Genomic DNA, 14,272 nt, shown 5'->3' on the forward strand with positions numbered 1-14,272 from the left:
GCGAGGTGCAGATATGAAATCCGGATTTCTCGCCAAGAACCCCTCCGTTTTGTGGTTCCTGCTGATCCTCGCGGTCTTCACGCTGGGCGTCACCTTCCTCTCCCATGCCTACGGGCCGGGGGCGATCTCGACCTCGATGGTCAAGACGCTGGGCAAGACGCTGTGCCTGTGCCTGATCGCCATCGCGATGGATCTGGTCTGGGGCTATACGGGCATCCTCAGCCTCGGCCATTTCGCCTTCTTCGGGCTGGGCGGCTACATGATCGGCATGTGGCTCATGTATGAGCGCACCCGCGACATCGTGCTGAAATCCGCAGGCGAGTTCCCGATGACGCCGCAGGAGGTCAATGACGCGATCGGCACGCAGATTTTCGGCGTGGTCGGCGGCTCCGATCTGCCCGCGATCTGGACCTTCGCGGGCAACCTGCCGATGCAGCTGTTGTTCGTGGTGCTGGTGCCGGGGCTCTTGGCGCTGATCTTCGGCTGGCTCGCGTTTCGGTCGCGCGTGACGGGCGTGTATCTGTCGATCCTGACGCAGGCGATGACGCTCGCGCTGTCGCTCTACCTGTTCCAGAACGAGAGCGGGCTGCGCGGCAATAACGGGCTTTCGGGGCTGCAGAACATTCCGGGCGTAAGCGCCGGGCAGGATCATCTGTCGATCTGGTTCCTCTGGGCTTCGGCTTTGGCGCTGGGGCTGGGCTATATCGCGGCGTCGCTGATCGTGTCGGGCAAGTTCGGCTCGGTTATTCGCGGCATTCGCGATGACGAGGCGCGGGTGCGCTTCCTTGGCTATTCGGTCGAGGGCTACAAGCTGTTCGTCTTCACCCTGACGGCGGTGATCGCGGCCATCGCGGGGGCGCTTTATTATCCGCAGGCGGGGATCATCAACCCGGGCGAGATGGCGCCCATCGCGTCGATCTACCTTGCGGTCTGGGTCGCGATCGGCGGGCGCGGGCGGCTCTATGGTGCGGTGATGGGGGCGGCCTTCGTCTCCATCGTCTCGAGTTGGTTCACCGGCGGGCGTGTGCCCGATCTGCCGCTGGGTTTCTACACCATCGACTGGGTCGATTGGTGGCAGGTGCTGCTGGGGCTCGCCTTCGTGCTGGTGACCTTGTTCGCACCGAAGGGGCTGTCGGGGCTGATCGATCTGTTCGAGGGCATTCGCCGTCCGAACCGCCATGGCGCGCCGCTCGGGCCGGATAAGGGCTCCTTCCGGGAAGAGGAGGCGCAGGAATGAATGTCGCGATCAAACCGGGGGCAGGGGCGCAGACCCTGTTGGAGGTCTCGGGCATCTCCGTCAGCTTCGACGGGTTCAAGGCGATCAACAATCTCAGCTTCAATATCGGCCCGACCGAGCTGCGCGCGGTGATCGGGCCGAACGGGGCGGGCAAGACGACCTTCATGGATATCGTGACCGGCAAGACCCGGCCCGACGAGGGCTCTGTGCTGTGGGGGGAAAGCTCCACCAATCTGCTGCGTTTGAACGAGGCGAAGATCGCGCGGATCGGGATCGGACGGAAATTCCAGAAGCCCACTGTCTTCGAGGATCAGACCGTGACCGAGAACCTGATGATGGCGCTGAAGGCCAATCGCAGCCCCTTCGCGGTGCTGGGCTGGAAGGCCGGCGATGCCGATCGTGCGCGCGTCGAAGAGATCGCGGCGCAGGTGGGTCTCGCCGATCAGCTGCCGCGCAAATCAGGCGAGCTAAGCCACGGGCAGAAGCAATGGCTGGAGATCGGGATGCTGCTCGCGCAGGAGCCGAAGCTGCTGCTGGTCGACGAACCCGCCGCCGGGATGACCTTGGCCGAGCGCGAGCAGACCACCGCGCTGCTGGTCGATCTGGCGCGCGATCATGCGGTGGTCGTGGTCGAGCACGATATGGAATTCGTGCGCCGTCTGAACTGCAAGGTGACGGTGCTGCATGAGGGGTCGGTTCTGGCGGAAGGCTCGCTCGACCATGTGACCGCCGACAAACGCGTGATCGAGGTGTATCTTGGCCGCTGATCTGACAAAACCCGCGATGCTGAAGACCGAGGGGCTGACGCTCCATTACGGGGGCAGCCAGATCCTGCACGGGATCGACATGGTGGCGCGTGCGGGCGAGGTGACCTGCATCATGGGCACGAACGGGGTGGGCAAGACCTCGCTGCTGAAGGCGATCTCGGGGACGCATCTGCGCTCGGGCGGGTCTGTCACGCTCGATGGCGCCGAGATGGGCCGCGTGCCGCCGCAGGCGATGGCGAAGGCGGGGCTGGGCTATGTGCCGCAGGGCCGGATGATCTTCCCGCTGTTGACGGTGCGCGAGAACATGGAGACGGCTTTCGCCTGCCTGCCGAAATCCGAGCATGTCATTCCGGACGAGATTTACGAGCTCTTCCCGATCCTGAAGGACTTCCTCAATCGCCGGGGTGGGGACCTCTCGGGCGGGCAGCAGCAGCAATTGGCGATTGCCCGCGCGATGCTGATGAAGCCGAAGCTGCTTCTCCTGGACGAGCCCACCGAGGGCATTCAGCCGAACATCATCCAGCAGATCGGGCGGGTGATCTCCTATCTGCGCGAGAAGGGCGATATGGCGATCGTGCTGGTCGAGCAGTACTTCGACTTCGCGCATGATCTGGGCGATAGCTTCTACGTGCTCAAACGCGGCGCGGTCGCGATGGAGGGGACGAAAGAGACTCTGACGCGCGAGGCGTTGCGCGAGGTTGTCAGCGTCTGAGGCAGACGGCGCAGCCCGCTCCGCGGCGCCTTCGCGAGGTTTGTGCCTCATCGCTGTCCGTTGCCTGAGTACGGCTGCGAGGCCCTGTCTTTTATCTAATTGCCCGACTCGCCCCTTTGGGCGCATCCTTTCCGCAAGGTCAGGTCTGTTTGGACGTAAGGCCGGACCTCAGGGAGAGGCGCGCCGGGAGGGGCGCGTCTGTTAGGGAGGGAGAAACCCATGAAACGCGTTCTTATTCTGGCCGCGCTTGGCGCGCTGGCCAGCTCTTCGGCTGTGGTTGCTCAGGAGGTCTCGGTGGAGCGGGGCAAACTGGTCTCGATCACCTCGGGATGCCACGACTGCCACACGGCCGGGTATAACGAGTCCGGTGGAAAGATCGACCCGGAGGCGGCGCTCAAAGGCGTGCCACTTGGCTGGCAGGGGCCGTGGGGCACGACCTACGCGGTCAATTTGCGCCTCGAGATCAAGGACATGGACGAGGACGGTTTCGTGGAATACGCGAAGACCTTCGACGCCAAACCGCCGATGCCGTTCTACAACGTGCATGCGATGCCCGAGAGCGATCTGCGCTCGCTTTACCAGTATATCAAATCGCTCGGGGAGCCGGGGGAGCCAATGCCCGAGGCCTTGCCGCCGGGGGAGGCCCCGACGACGCCCTATATCGTGATGGCGCCGCCGATGATGCCGCAATAGGGCGGCGCTGTTTGCGCTGTCGACACGAATGATCGGCATCAATTCCGAGATCCGCACGCAACTGCTATCCTGTCAGGAGAGGAGGCGTGATGATCCGAGCCATCGTCATAGGGCTTGCACTGTTATGTCCGGCAGCGGGCGGGGCCTGTCCCGCGCCGCTGCCGATGTCTGTGCCCGATGCCGTGACGGAGGCGCTCGCCGCTTGGATCGAGGCGCATAGCGACTACACGTTGCCGCAGGGCGCGCCTGCGATCTTCATGTGCCAGAGCGGGGAGGTCATCACCTATGAGGGACACGATCTTCTGGTCGATTCCGATCTGCGCGCGGCCTATGATCTGGTGGAGGATCGAATCTTCCTTGTCGGGCCTTGGTCCGAAGGCGATCCGATGCAGCTTTCCTCGCTGTTGCATGAGTTGATCCATCGTGCTCAGTTTCATGCGCGCGACTGGCCCTGTCCGGCAGCGGCCGAGCCGGAGGCCTACCGTCTGCAGGAGGCGTGGCTGGCCGAGCGGGGAATCGATCCGGGCTTTGAATGGGTCGAGATTTACCTGCATGCGCGCTGTCCCTCGGACCGTCACCCGTAGTACGCGCATCGCGAGATCGCAAAAGGTTCCCAAGATTACATTCCTGTAAGCGGATTGTTGCCAACCCGCTGATGCGCGGCGAAATTCTCCTTCGGCGAAGAGGGTATTCGAGGCTATGGAGGAGGTAACGAAGACGCAACAATTCGACATCGACAGTGATCGCCCATGCTCTCTATCTCTGACCTTGCGGGCCGCGCGGCCCCTCTTTCGCTTGTTCTGATCGCGGCTCTGACCGTCTCGGCCTGTACCCCGACCACCGGCGACCGGATGGGCTTTGCCAGCGCGCGGGATCAGGCGGGTGCGGTCAATCTCGAACGCCGCGCCTACGCGGTCGAAGTGGCCAAGCAGATGCGTGCCAAGCGGCAGCGCGTCTGGTGCGTGCCGTTTGCGCGCAATGCCTCGGGCATCGACATTCGCGGCAATGCCAAGACGTGGTGGTCGCAGGCCAAGGGGCTCTATGCACGCGGTCATCAGCCGAAGGTCGGTGCGGTGATGGCGTTCTCGGCGACCGGTCGTAATCCGCTGGGTCATATCGCGGTGGTCTCGGGCGTCGACTCGCCGCGTCAGATCCGCGTCGATCACGCGAATTGGGAGCGCAACAAGGTGTCGCTCGACATGGTCGTGGTGGATGTCTCCGAGAAGAATGACTGGAGCCGCGTGCGCGTCATGAGCAATCCCGGCGCGCTGGGCCGCGTCTATCCGATCACCGGGTTCATCTCGAAAGGCTGAGGCCGGAGAGGGCGGGGGCGCTCAGCCCTCGCTGGTCAGTCGCTCTGCCTTCTTGCGCACCAGAACGCTGCGCAGGTCGTGCATCGTCAGCAACAGCGTATCCGTGATCTCTTCGAGCTGGGCATCGGTCGCCTTCGACTGCGCCCATTGCGTGACGAGATTGAGGTGATCGACCGCGCGCAGAATGTCGTCGACATCGCGCTGGGCGAGCACCTCGCGGCGATGCGCCATCCACGTCTCGATCTCGGCGCGGTCTTCCTCGGTCAGAACCCGGTCGCCCTGCGGTTTGATCTCGCCATTGCGGATGTTGATGTTGGCGATCGGGTCCATTTCGATCCGGCGCTGACGGTTCTCGGTATCGACGCGAAACACCGTCGCGCCGTTTTCCTTCACCCGGAAGTAATACTCGGGCAAGTCAGTCATTCGCCAGTCTCCCTCGGCCGTTCCGCCTTATGAAAGCCCTTCGCAGAAGGCCTTGATCCGGGCGCAGGCCTCGGTCAGGGCCGCGTCCGATGTAGCGTAGCTGATGCGGAAATTCGGTGAAAGCCCGAAGGCCGCGCCGAAGACCACCGCGACGTTGTTTTCCTCCAAGAGCGCATTGGCGAAATCCTCGTCGCTCTCGATCTTGCGCCCGCCAGCGGAGGTCTTGCCGATGCAGTCCCTGATCAAGGGGTAGACGTAGAACGCGCCCTCGGGCGTCGGGCAGGAGATGCCGGGGCAGGCGTTGAGCCCGGCCACCACCAGATCGCGCCGCCGCTTGAAGGCGGTGCGGAAGGTGTCGATGAAATCCTGCGGGCCGTTCAGCGCCTCGACGGCGGCCCATTGCGAGATCGAGCAGGGGTTTGAGGTGGATTGCGATTGCACCTTGCGCATCGCCGCGATCAGCTCTTTCGGGCCGGCCGCATAGCCGATCCGCCAGCCGGTCATCGCATAGGCTTTCGAGACGCCGTTGACCGTCAGCGTGCGATCATAGAGCGCGGGCTCGACCTGCGCGGGCGTGGTGAATTCGAACCCGTCGAAGGTGAGATGTTCATACATGTCATCGGTCATCACCCAAACATGCGGGTGGCGCATCAGCACGTCGGTCAGCGCGGTCAGTTCTTCGCGCGAATAGGCAGCCCCCGAGGGGTTCGAGGGCGAGTTGAACAGGAACCATTTGGTGTTCGGCGTAATCGCGGCTTCCAGCGCCTCGGGGCTGATCTTGTAGCCCATCGCGGGATCGCCCTGAACGAAGACAGGCGTGCCGCCGCCGATCAGCACCATATCCGGGTAGCTGACCCAGTAGGGGGTCGGGATCACTACCTCGTCGCCGGGATTGAGCGTCGCCATCAGCGCGTTGAACAGCACCTGCTTGCCGCCCGAGGAGACGGAGACCTGCTCGGGCGTGTAGGACAGTCCATTCTCGCGGGCGAACTTGGCGCAGATCGCCTGTTTCAGCTCGGCGATGCCGTCCACGGCGGTGTATTTGGTCTTGCCTGCGTCGATCGCGGCTTTCGCGGCGTCCTTGATCGACTCGGGCGTGTCGAAATCGGGCTCGCCCGCCGAAAGGCCGATCACATCGCGGCCTTCGGCGCGCAATTCGGCCACCTTCCCGGTCATCGCGACCGTCGGCGAAGGTTTCACCCGTGCAAGCGTGTCGGAAAGGAATGCCATCGCGTCGCCCTTGATTTGTAACTCGTTCGGCAAACTTCTAGGCTCGGCACCAGAAGCGTTCAAGCGAAAGCGGGAGAGAGACATGGTCGACGATTGGTATGGCGAGGCGAGCGCAACGTTCGGCGACCGGCTTGCGGGCGCGCGCGAAGCGGCAGGGTTGAGCCAGGAGGATCTGGCGACGCAGTTGGGCGTCCGGCTCGAGACGCTGCAGGCCTGGGAAGAAGACGTGCTGGAGCCGCGCGCGAACCGGCTGCAGATGCTGTCGGGGATGCTCAACGTGACGCTGATGTGGCTGCTGACCGGATCGGGCGAGGGGCTTGACGGCCCGCCCGAACAGGGAGAAGAGGCACAGGCGGAACGCGCCCTCGTGCGCGAAATCCGGGAAGTGCGGTCCGGGCTCGAAGACCTCGATGTCCGGCTGGCACGGCTGGAGAAGCGCTTGGTGGCAGGAGAGAGTTGATGACAGAGACGCGAGAGGCGCGGCTGAAACGGATGAAGATGCGCAGCTGGCGGCGCGGGATCAAGGAAATGGACCTGATCCTCGGGCCTTACGCCGATGCGTGCCTGCCCGATCTCGATGCCGCCACTCTCGATCTCTATGACCAGCTTCTCGAAGAGAACGATCAGGACCTGTATCCGTGGGTGTCTGGCGCACAGCCTTGCCCGCCGAAATACCTCGAATTGCTCTCCGTAATCGGCCAGTTCGCCCGCGAACGGCACATTACGAAAACCTGAAAACGGCGCGGAATCCCTAGATTTCATAGGGTTTTGCGCGAATTTTCGGAGAATTCGGGCCGCTTAACGGTATCTTTGCCATTTCCCGCCACTGTCTTGCGTCAGGGGCAGCGAAACTGGCGGAGAATGCTATGACCGTGCAGAAATCTGCAAGCGACATGACGCCCGTCCCGGCGACGCCGGGGCTGATGGCGGGATACTTGGACAGCCTTTCGCTGCTGGAGCGGTTGCATCGCTTGCTGCTCGACGTCATCAAGGACGAGTTCGAGCGGCTGGGCATCCTCGAGATCAACCCGGTGCAGGCGCTTTTGCTGTTCAACGTGGGCGAGAACGAGGTGACCGCGGGGGAGCTGAAGACCCGCGGCTATTATCAGGGCTCGAACGTCTCCTACAATCTCAAGAAGCTGGTGGAGGCAGGCTACATGCACCACCAGCGCTGCGAGATCGACCGCCGCTCGGTGCGGGTGCGCCTGACCGCGAAGGGGCGCGAGCTGCGCGAGAATGTGGCGACCCTGTTCGAGCGCCACGCCTGCGGTATGGAGACGCGCGGCGTCATCACCTTCGACGCGATGGAGGAGATGAACCACACGCTGCGTCGGATGGAGCGCTATTGGACCGACCAGATCCGCTATATCTACTGACCCTTGCGCAGGTCGCGTTTGCGCGATGACGCCCGGTTCTCCTTGCCGCATCGGCGTGGGGCGTGCTTCCTTGCCGTGACGATATGCGGCGAGGGGACGCGCGATGAAACAGCTTGGACAAAAGGCGATGCGGGGCGCGATCCGGGTCGGAATGGCAGCGGCGCTGCCGATCGCGGGGCTCGCATGGTGGAAGCGCGACGAGATCGCCCGGCTGCGCGCGGTGAACCGCCTGTTCGAGCCCGACCGGATCGTCGGCAATTTCTCCAACATGCCCGCGCTGTTTCATTCGCGCGAGATTGCGCGCGGCGACGGGCCGGTGTCGGACTTGGCCCGCGGTGCCGAGGAGGCGCTGCCCGACGGCGTCGAGGATTGGATCGAGCGGCGCTGGGTCACCGCGCTGGTGAAGCTGCGCCACGGCCAGATCACCCATGAACGCTATTTTCGCGGCACCGCGCCCGAGGATCTGCGCATCTCCTGGTCGATGGCGAAGAGCTTTCTCTCGGCCACGCTGGGCATCCTGCACCATCAGGGCGTGATCCCCGATCTCGACGCGCCGCTCACCCGCTTTGCGCCGCAGCTGAAGGGCTCGGGCTATGAGGGCGTGACGATCCGCGATGCGCTGGTGATGTCCTCGGGTGTGGCCTTCAACGAGGACTATCTGGATTTTCATTCGGATATCAACAAGATGGGCCGGGTTCTCGCGATGGGGCGGTCGATGGACGCCTTCGCCGCCTCGCTCAAGATCCGCGAGGCGGAGCCGGGCGCGCGGATGCTCTATGTCTCGATCGACACGCATGTTCTGGGCATGGTGATCGTGGGCGCGACCGGGGCCGATCCGGCGGAGGTGATGCACGAATTGCTGATCGCGCCGATGGGTCTGGAGGCCGCGCCGGTGATGCTGACCGACGGGCTGGGCGTCAGCTTCGTCCTTGGCGGGCTGAACCTGCGGACGCGGGACTATGCGCGCTTCGGCCAGATGTTCCTGCAAAAGGGCTTCTGGAACGGGCGCCAGATCGTGCCCGAGGACTGGGTTGCGAAATCGACCGCGCTGCAGGCGCCGAAGGGCGAGGGATACGGCTACCAATGGTGGGTGCCCGTCGATACGGCGGATCACGGCGGCGATTATTTCGCGCGCGGCATCTATGGCCAGCACATCTATGTCAGCCCCGCGACCGACACGGTCATCGCGATCAACGCTGCCGACTGGCGTTTCAAGGAGGAGGGCGTCGAGGAGGAAAACCTTGCCATGCTGCGCCGCATCGCAGAGGTTTCCTGAAAGGGAGGGCCGCGCGATGCAGATGTATGAGGCGATCAACGTGCTGGGCGGAACCTTGCAGCCCTGTTCGCTCAAGCCCCGGACCGGGTTCTTCCGCGATGGCAGCTGCAACACCTGCTGGGAGGATAGCGGCTCGCATACGGTCTGCGCTGTGATGACGGCGGAGTTTCTCGCCTTCTCGAAATATCTCGGCAACGATCTGAGCACGCCGCGCCCGGAATATGATTTCCCGGGGCTGAAACCGGGCGACCAATGGTGCCTGTGCGCCTCGCGCTTTTTGCAGGCGGTGCAGGAGGGCTGCGCGCCCGAGGTGATGCTGGCTTCGACCCATCGCGATGCGCTGCGGGTGGTGCCGTTCAAGGTGCTGGCCGATCATGCCGCCGAGAAGAAGGGCGGGAAGGGCTGAGCCTCAGCCCGTCGCGCCGCCCACCGGCACCCAGAGCACATCCTCGATTTTCGGCGCGCCGGTGGCGAGCATCACCAGCCGGTCGAAGCCAAGCGCAATCCCGGACGCCTCGGGCATGATCTCGAGCGCTGCGAGGAAATCTTCGTCGAGCGGGTAGCGCTCTCCGTAGAGCTGTTCCTTCAGATCCATATCGCCCTCGAAACGGCGGCGTTGTTCGGCCGGATCGGTGAGCTCGCCGAAGCCGTTCGCGAGTTCGACCCCGCAGGCGTAAAGCTCGAACCGTTCGGCGACGCTTCCGTCATCCGGAGCAGGGCGGGCCAGCGCCGCCTCGGCCAGCGGGTAGCGATCCAGAATCGTCGCGCGGCCATGGCCCAGATGCGGCTCGACCTTCGCGACCAGCAGTTTCGAGACGATGTCCGACCAGCTATCCGCGTCGGCCACCGCAAAGCCGATCGCCTCGCATTGCGCGCGCAGGGCTTCCGCGTCGGTCTTCGCCCCGTCGCAGGTGGCGAGCAGATCGATCCCGGCATGGCGCTGGAAGGCGTCCGCGACCGACAGTCGTTCGGGTTCGGCGAAGGGATCGCATTCGGCGGTGCCATAGCGCAGCACCGACGATCCCGCGGCTTCGGCTGCCAGCCGCAGCATCGCCGCGCAATCGGCCATCAGCGCCGTGTAGTCTTTGCCCGCGCGATACCATTCCAGCATGGTGAATTCGGGCGAATGGCGCTTGCCCGCCTCGCGGTTGCGCCAGACATGGGCGAAGGCGGCGATGCGTGGCTCGCCCGCGGCCAACAGCTTCTTCATCGCGAATTCGGGCGAGGTGTGCAGATACATCCGCCGCGCCGCGCCGTCATTGCCGATCATGTCGGTAGCGAAGGCGTGCAGATGCGCCTCGTTGCCGGGCGAGACCTGCAGCGCGCAGGGATCGACCTCGACGAAATCCTCCGCCGCCAGCCAGCCGCGGATCGCGGCCTGAATGCGGTTGCGCGCGAGAAGGGCGGGGCGGCGGTCGGCGTGGCGCTCGGGCGTCCAGAACGGGGGCATGGAAGGCCTTTCAGGCTGGAAATCGGGGCGCAAATGGTTTAGGCGCTCTGCAATCCGGGCGCCAGAGCCTGTTTTATCCGAATTCAAAGGGGTCCTTTCATGGCGAAAGTCATCGCTTCCTCTGTCCGCAAGGGCAACGTGCTTGAAATCGACGACAAGCTCTACGTCGTGATCACCGCGCAGAACATCCATCCCGGCAAGGGCACGCCTGTCACGCAGGTCGATATGCGCCGCATCTCGGACGGCACGAAGGTGTCCGAGCGTTGGCGCACGACCGAGCAGGTCGAGCGCGCCCATGTCGAAGAGCGCGAGTACGATTTCCTCTACGAGGATGGCGAAGGCTATCACTTCATGGACCCCGAGACGTATGAGCAGCTCGCGGTGCAGGATGACGTGATCGGCGACGCGAAGGTGTTCCTGCGCGACGGCATCCGCGTCCATCTCAAGACCTTCCAGGAGAACGCGATCGCGATCGACCTGCCGCAGAAAGTCACCGTCGAAGTCGAAGAGACCGAGCCGGTCGTGAAGGGTCAGACCGCGTCGTCGAGCTACAAGCCCTCGATCTGCACCGGCGGGATCCGCGTGATGGTGCCGCCGCATATCGGCGTGGGCACCCGCATCGTGATCAACACCGAAGACACCACCTATGTGGAGCGCGCGAAGGACTGATCCTCGCCGCGATTTTATGAAAAAGGCGCCCTTCGGGGCGCCTTTTTTGTTTGCGGATTGGGCAGGTCAGGCGGGGCGTTGCGTGGCGCGCGCAGGCCAGACCTCCAGCAGGCCAGCGCCCAGCACCAGCGCGCCGCCTGCGATTTCCAGCGCGGCGAGCCGTTCGCCCGCGATCAGCGCGGCGGAGACCGCGCCCACCAGCACCTCGCCCATCAGCAGGATTCCGATCCGCGCCGGTTCGAGCCGTACGGTCGCCCACATGAGCCCGGCCGTCGCTGCGCCCCACCAGAACACACCGGCGGCACCGATCAGTCCAACCGACGCGGCCCAATCGACGCCGCTCGAGGGAAGGGGCGCAAGGAAGGGTGCGAGGCAGAGCGCGGTAAGGGCCGCGCCTGCCGCGAAGACGAAGGTGGCGGGGCCGGACGAGAGCGTCGATCTGGTGCGCATCCCCGTGGTCGCGACCGACCAGATCACGCCGCCTACAAGCGTCATCCATTCGCCCAAGCTGCTGGGTAGCGGCAGGCCGCCGCTTGCGCCCAGCATCAGGCCGAGCCCTAAGAGGCCGATCACGATCGCGGCCAGTCGCAGGCGCGAGACCGGCCAGCCTAGCACGAACCGTCCGATCAGCACTGACCAGACCGGGGTGAGGAACCACAGCAGGATCACCAGCGCGACGCGGCCATAGAGAAAGCCGATCGAATAGAGCGCGAAGGCCGCCCCGCCGAGCGCGACCGAGATCAGCGCGGCTGGCGTGGCGGCGGCGAGTTCATCGCGTTTAGCCCAAGCGACGGGCGCCATCGCCACGCAGGCGACCAGGGTGATCGCGACGGTGCCCCAGGCGCCCGCCAGACCATGCCCGTCCAACGCGCGCACCGGGAGCCAGTATAGCCCCCAGAGCGCGCCCGTGATCAGCGTGATCGCGCTGGCGATGAAGGTGACACGGGCTTCGCTCACCCCTTGATCCGTTCGACCCACGCTTCGAGGGCCGCAAGCGACTCAGGTTCGTCGAGGAAGGGGATGTGGGCGCGGTCGGCGACGCGGGCATAGATCATGTCCGGGCGGCGGCGCTGCATCTCGTCCACCGTGGCGTCGCTCAGCAGATCGGAATTCGCGCCGTGGGTCAGGACGATGGGCAGCCCCTCGGTGGCCTCGAAGAGCGGCCAGGCTGGCTCCACGCCGCCCTTGAAAGCGCCGAGGAAGGCATCGCGCAGGGCCGGGTCGTAATTGATCTTCAATCCGTCATCGGTCTCCACGTAATGGTGGCGGACCTCCATCGCCCAGCGATTGGGCGGCACCTTGTCGAAGCCGATCATCGCCTCGGGCAGCTTTTCGGCCATTTCCGCATAGCTTTTCGCCGCCGGGTTGCGCCCGATATAGTCGAAGATCTTGTTCAGCCCCTTCTCGTCAAGAACAGGCCCGACATCGTTCAGCGCGAGCCCGGTCATGCGCTCTTTCGCGGTCAGCGCCAGATACATCCCAACGAGCCCCCCGCGCGACGTGCCGAGGATCGCGGCCTTCTCGATCCCCAGATGATCGAGCAGTTGCAGCGCATCCGCCGCTTCGCGCGGCACGGTATAGGTTTTCTCGCCGGTCCAGTCGCTCTCGCCACGGCCGCGATAGTCCATGCAGATCAGACGCACGTCCTTGAGATGCGGCGCGACGTAGTCGAAGTCGCGGGTGTTTCGCGTCAGCCCGGACAGGGCCAAGACCGGCACGCCGCTGCCACTGTCGCGATAGGCGATCTTCGCGCCATCATCCGCGGTAAAGAATTCCATTACGCCGCTCCTCTCTGGATTGCTGACCTGTCAGCGATCATAGTGCGTTAGAGGGAGATCGCCATGGCTGACACGCTGGAAAGATTACACGAAAGACTGAGTGCGCTCGAAGACGAAATCGAAGCGGAATGGGAGCGCAGGCGCGAGGCGATGGCGTTCCGGCTCGACCATAACCGGGTGGTGTTCGAGGCGGGCGTTCGCGATGCGCATCGGCAGGCGCGGGTGGGGCTGTTGCGCTTCCTGTCCTATGCGCGCCCGATGGTCATTCTGACCGCCCCGGTGATCTATTCGCTGATCGTGCCCTTCGTGCTTCTCGACCTCTTCGTAAGCCTCTATCAGGCGATCTGTTTTCCGATCTACCGCATCGCCAAGGTAAAGCGCTCCGATCATATCGTGGTCGACCGTCAGCATCTGGCCTATCTCAACACGTTGCAGAAGCTGAACTGCGTCTATTGCGGCTATTGCAACGGACTTCTGAGCTATGCCTACGAGATCGCCGCGCGGACCGAGCAATATTGGTGCCCGATCAAGCACGCGCATCGGGTGAAGGGGCCGCATCTGCGCTACCGCGATTTCGTGGAATACACGGATGCGGAAGGGTTTCAGGCGCAGACGATGCGGCTGCGGCGCGCGCTGCGCGAGATGGACGAGTGAGCGCTTCTCAGAGGTGGTCGGGCACCGCGCGCAGGTCCGTCAGGATCGCCGCGGGTTTATAGGGCAGCCGCTCGACCGGGGCGCCCGCGCGGTTGACCCAAAGGACGTGGAAGCCCGCCTTGGCCGCGCCCGCCGCATCCCAGCCGTTAGACGAGACGAAACAGGTCTTCTCAGGTTCGACGCCCATCTTCTGCGCGATCATGTCGTAGACGGCGGCGCGCGGCTTGTAATGGCCGATCTCGTGGATCGAGAGCACCTCATCGAGCAGATGCCCCACGCCCGCCGCATGGACCGCAGCGCCCAGCATGTCCGGCGCGCCATTCGACAGGATCGCACGTCCGACACCGCGATGATGCAGCGCGTCGAGCATCTCGGGCACTTCGGGGAAGGCGGGCAACTCGCGGTAAAGCGCCATCAGCCGCTCGGCCAGATCGGGATCGTCGAGGTCCTGCGCCGCCATCGCCCAGTTGAGCCCGTCGCGGGTCAGCTGCCAGAAATCGACGTAATCGCCCATCACCTCGCGCAGCCAGCTATATTCGAGCTGCTTGCGCCGCCAATCGGCAGCAAGGCGCGGCCAGATCTCGGTCAGACGCGGCTCCTCGGCGGCCAGATTGCGCGCGGCGGCGTCGACGTCGAAAAGCGTGCCGTAGGCGTCGAAGACGCAAAGCTGAATGGACATGATATTTCCTCCCGA

At 64.4% G+C, this 14,272-nt stretch carries 19 protein-coding genes; 13 read left to right on the forward strand and 6 right to left on the reverse strand.

From position 1 onward, the window contains the following. The first annotated feature begins 13 nt into the window (after positions 1-13). The 6 genes from urtC to ACZ7GB_RS08570 all read left to right on the forward strand — a co-directional run bounded on the left by urtC (position 14) and on the right by ACZ7GB_RS08570 (position 4,722). A complete protein-coding gene (gene urtC / locus ACZ7GB_RS08545; protein ID WP_078601645.1) occupies positions 14-1,237 on the forward strand; it encodes an urea ABC transporter permease subunit UrtC in 1,224 nt (407 codons plus the stop codon). After that, positions 1,234-2,004: an urea ABC transporter ATP-binding protein UrtD gene (gene urtD / locus ACZ7GB_RS08550; RefSeq protein WP_078541842.1), complete on the forward strand. Its 771-nt coding sequence runs from the start codon at positions 1,234-1,236 to the stop codon at positions 2,002-2,004. Before urtC ends, urtD begins: the two co-directional genes overlap by 4 nt. 16 nt (positions 2,005-2,020) lie before the next feature. Further along, on the forward strand, positions 2,021-2,716 hold the full coding sequence (gene urtE / locus ACZ7GB_RS08555; protein WP_075776995.1) for an urea ABC transporter ATP-binding subunit UrtE: 696 nt from the start codon (positions 2,021-2,023) through the stop codon (positions 2,714-2,716). Between the two features lie 219 nt (positions 2,717-2,935). Continuing rightward, positions 2,936-3,409 carry a c-type cytochrome gene (locus ACZ7GB_RS08560; protein ID WP_472158302.1) on the forward strand — a complete coding sequence of 158 codons (474 nt, stop codon included), beginning with the start codon at positions 2,936-2,938 and terminating at the stop codon, positions 3,407-3,409. Between the two features lie 89 nt (positions 3,410-3,498). Continuing rightward, positions 3,499-3,993, forward strand: coding sequence for a DUF6647 family protein (locus ACZ7GB_RS08565; protein ID WP_472158303.1), 495 nt, complete (start codon positions 3,499-3,501; stop codon positions 3,991-3,993). 165 nt (positions 3,994-4,158) lie between these two features. After that, positions 4,159-4,722 (forward strand): CHAP domain-containing protein, encoded by a 564-nt coding sequence (locus ACZ7GB_RS08570; RefSeq protein WP_078520252.1) that lies wholly within the window; start codon positions 4,159-4,161, stop codon positions 4,720-4,722. Positions 4,723-4,743: 21 nt separating this feature from the next. Here the strand turns inward: ACZ7GB_RS08570 and ACZ7GB_RS08575 are convergent, their stop codons facing one another. Both ACZ7GB_RS08575 and ACZ7GB_RS08580 read right to left on the reverse strand, forming a co-directional pair. Beyond that, positions 4,744-5,145: a hypothetical protein gene (locus ACZ7GB_RS08575; RefSeq protein WP_472158304.1), complete on the reverse strand. Its 402-nt coding sequence runs from the start codon at positions 5,143-5,145 to the stop codon at positions 4,744-4,746. Positions 5,146-5,172: 27 nt separating this feature from the next. Beyond that, complete coding sequence (locus ACZ7GB_RS08580) at positions 5,173-6,375, reverse strand: pyridoxal phosphate-dependent aminotransferase (RefSeq protein WP_472158306.1); 1,203 nt, start codon at positions 6,373-6,375, stop codon at positions 5,173-5,175. Between the two features lie 82 nt (positions 6,376-6,457). Between ACZ7GB_RS08580 and ACZ7GB_RS08585 the strand changes: the two genes are divergently transcribed. The 5 genes from ACZ7GB_RS08585 (at position 6,458) to ACZ7GB_RS08605 (ending at position 9,433) form a co-directional block, all read left to right on the forward strand. Continuing rightward, positions 6,458-6,835, forward strand: coding sequence for a helix-turn-helix domain-containing protein (locus ACZ7GB_RS08585; protein WP_078601650.1), 378 nt, complete (start codon positions 6,458-6,460; stop codon positions 6,833-6,835). Further along, complete coding sequence (locus ACZ7GB_RS08590; protein ID WP_078604532.1) at positions 6,835-7,110, forward strand: FAD assembly factor SdhE; 276 nt, start codon at positions 6,835-6,837, stop codon at positions 7,108-7,110. The genes ACZ7GB_RS08585 and ACZ7GB_RS08590 overlap by 1 nt, the downstream gene beginning before the upstream one ends. 131 nt (positions 7,111-7,241) lie before the next feature. Next, a complete protein-coding gene (locus ACZ7GB_RS08595; RefSeq protein WP_078520247.1) occupies positions 7,242-7,751 on the forward strand; it encodes a MarR family winged helix-turn-helix transcriptional regulator in 510 nt (169 codons plus the stop codon). 103 nt (positions 7,752-7,854) lie between these two features. Then, complete coding sequence (locus tag ACZ7GB_RS08600; RefSeq protein WP_472158307.1) at positions 7,855-9,027, forward strand: serine hydrolase domain-containing protein; 1,173 nt, start codon at positions 7,855-7,857, stop codon at positions 9,025-9,027. Between the two features lie 16 nt (positions 9,028-9,043). Then, positions 9,044-9,433: a DUF2237 family protein gene (locus ACZ7GB_RS08605; protein ID WP_274963555.1), complete on the forward strand. Its 390-nt coding sequence runs from the start codon at positions 9,044-9,046 to the stop codon at positions 9,431-9,433. 3 nt (positions 9,434-9,436) lie between these two features. Here the strand turns inward: ACZ7GB_RS08605 and epmA are convergent, their stop codons facing one another. After that, positions 9,437-10,477, reverse strand: coding sequence for an EF-P lysine aminoacylase EpmA (epmA, locus tag ACZ7GB_RS08610; protein WP_472158308.1), 1,041 nt, complete (start codon positions 10,475-10,477; stop codon positions 9,437-9,439). 99 nt (positions 10,478-10,576) lie between these two features. Here epmA and efp point away from each other — a divergent pair, with 99 nt between their 5' ends. After that, positions 10,577-11,146, forward strand: coding sequence for an elongation factor P (gene efp / locus ACZ7GB_RS08615; protein ID WP_078520244.1), 570 nt, complete (start codon positions 10,577-10,579; stop codon positions 11,144-11,146). Positions 11,147-11,212: 66 nt separating this feature from the next. Here efp and ACZ7GB_RS08620 read toward each other — a convergent pair whose 3' ends face one another. Together ACZ7GB_RS08620 and ACZ7GB_RS08625 are read right to left on the reverse strand one after the other, a co-directional pair. Continuing rightward, a complete protein-coding gene (locus ACZ7GB_RS08620) occupies positions 11,213-12,103 on the reverse strand; it encodes a DMT family transporter (RefSeq protein ID WP_472158310.1) in 891 nt (296 codons plus the stop codon). Next, on the reverse strand, positions 12,100-12,924 hold the full coding sequence (locus ACZ7GB_RS08625) for an alpha/beta fold hydrolase (protein ID WP_078541831.1): 825 nt from the start codon (positions 12,922-12,924) through the stop codon (positions 12,100-12,102). The genes ACZ7GB_RS08620 and ACZ7GB_RS08625 overlap by 4 nt, the downstream gene beginning before the upstream one ends. A 63-nt stretch (positions 12,925-12,987) precedes the next feature. Between ACZ7GB_RS08625 and ACZ7GB_RS08630 the strand changes: the two genes are divergently transcribed. Beyond that, complete coding sequence (locus ACZ7GB_RS08630; protein ID WP_078604528.1) at positions 12,988-13,578, forward strand: hypothetical protein; 591 nt, start codon at positions 12,988-12,990, stop codon at positions 13,576-13,578. Positions 13,579-13,585: 7 nt separating this feature from the next. On the opposite strand, the gene ACZ7GB_RS08635 is transcribed toward ACZ7GB_RS08630, so the two are convergent. Then, positions 13,586-14,257 (reverse strand): haloacid dehalogenase type II, encoded by a 672-nt coding sequence (locus ACZ7GB_RS08635; protein ID WP_472158312.1) that lies wholly within the window; start codon positions 14,255-14,257, stop codon positions 13,586-13,588. Between the last annotated feature and the right edge of the window lie 15 nt (positions 14,258-14,272).

Source organism: Thioclava sp. PTB-PU3-1 (genome assembly GCF_055666785.1).

Bases quoted from the DNA above. Each gene is read 5' to 3' on its own strand.
- ACZ7GB_RS08590 (WP_078604532.1), top strand. From the start codon at position 6,835: ATGACAGAGACGCGAGAGGCGCGGCTGAAACGGATGAAGATGCGCAGC.
- ACZ7GB_RS08605 (WP_274963555.1), top strand. From the start codon at position 9,044: ATGCAGATGTATGAGGCGATCAACGTGCTGGGCGGAACCTTGCAGCCC.
- ACZ7GB_RS08560 (WP_472158302.1), top strand. From the start codon at position 2,936: ATGAAACGCGTTCTTATTCTGGCCGCGCTTGGCGCGCTGGCCAGCTCT.
- ACZ7GB_RS08585 (WP_078601650.1), top strand. From the start codon at position 6,458: ATGGTCGACGATTGGTATGGCGAGGCGAGCGCAACGTTCGGCGACCGG.
- ACZ7GB_RS08565 (WP_472158303.1), top strand. From the start codon at position 3,499: ATGATCCGAGCCATCGTCATAGGGCTTGCACTGTTATGTCCGGCAGCG.
- ACZ7GB_RS08625 (WP_078541831.1), bottom strand. From the start codon at position 12,924: ATGGAATTCTTTACCGCGGATGATGGCGCGAAGATCGCCTATCGCGAC.
- ACZ7GB_RS08600 (WP_472158307.1), top strand. From the start codon at position 7,855: ATGAAACAGCTTGGACAAAAGGCGATGCGGGGCGCGATCCGGGTCGGA.
- urtC (WP_078601645.1), top strand. From the start codon at position 14: ATGAAATCCGGATTTCTCGCCAAGAACCCCTCCGTTTTGTGGTTCCTG.
- epmA (WP_472158308.1), bottom strand. From the start codon at position 10,477: ATGCCCCCGTTCTGGACGCCCGAGCGCCACGCCGACCGCCGCCCCGCC.
- ACZ7GB_RS08595 (WP_078520247.1), top strand. From the start codon at position 7,242: ATGACCGTGCAGAAATCTGCAAGCGACATGACGCCCGTCCCGGCGACG.
- ACZ7GB_RS08635 (WP_472158312.1), bottom strand. From the start codon at position 14,257: ATGTCCATTCAGCTTTGCGTCTTCGACGCCTACGGCACGCTTTTCGAC.
- ACZ7GB_RS08575 (WP_472158304.1), bottom strand. From the start codon at position 5,145: ATGACTGACTTGCCCGAGTATTACTTCCGGGTGAAGGAAAACGGCGCG.
- urtE (WP_075776995.1), top strand. From the start codon at position 2,021: ATGCTGAAGACCGAGGGGCTGACGCTCCATTACGGGGGCAGCCAGATC.
- ACZ7GB_RS08630 (WP_078604528.1), top strand. From the start codon at position 12,988: ATGGCTGACACGCTGGAAAGATTACACGAAAGACTGAGTGCGCTCGAA.
- ACZ7GB_RS08580 (WP_472158306.1), bottom strand. From the start codon at position 6,375: ATGGCATTCCTTTCCGACACGCTTGCACGGGTGAAACCTTCGCCGACG.
- ACZ7GB_RS08570 (WP_078520252.1), top strand. From the start codon at position 4,159: ATGCTCTCTATCTCTGACCTTGCGGGCCGCGCGGCCCCTCTTTCGCTT.
- urtD (WP_078541842.1), top strand. From the start codon at position 1,234: ATGAATGTCGCGATCAAACCGGGGGCAGGGGCGCAGACCCTGTTGGAG.
- efp (WP_078520244.1), top strand. From the start codon at position 10,577: ATGGCGAAAGTCATCGCTTCCTCTGTCCGCAAGGGCAACGTGCTTGAA.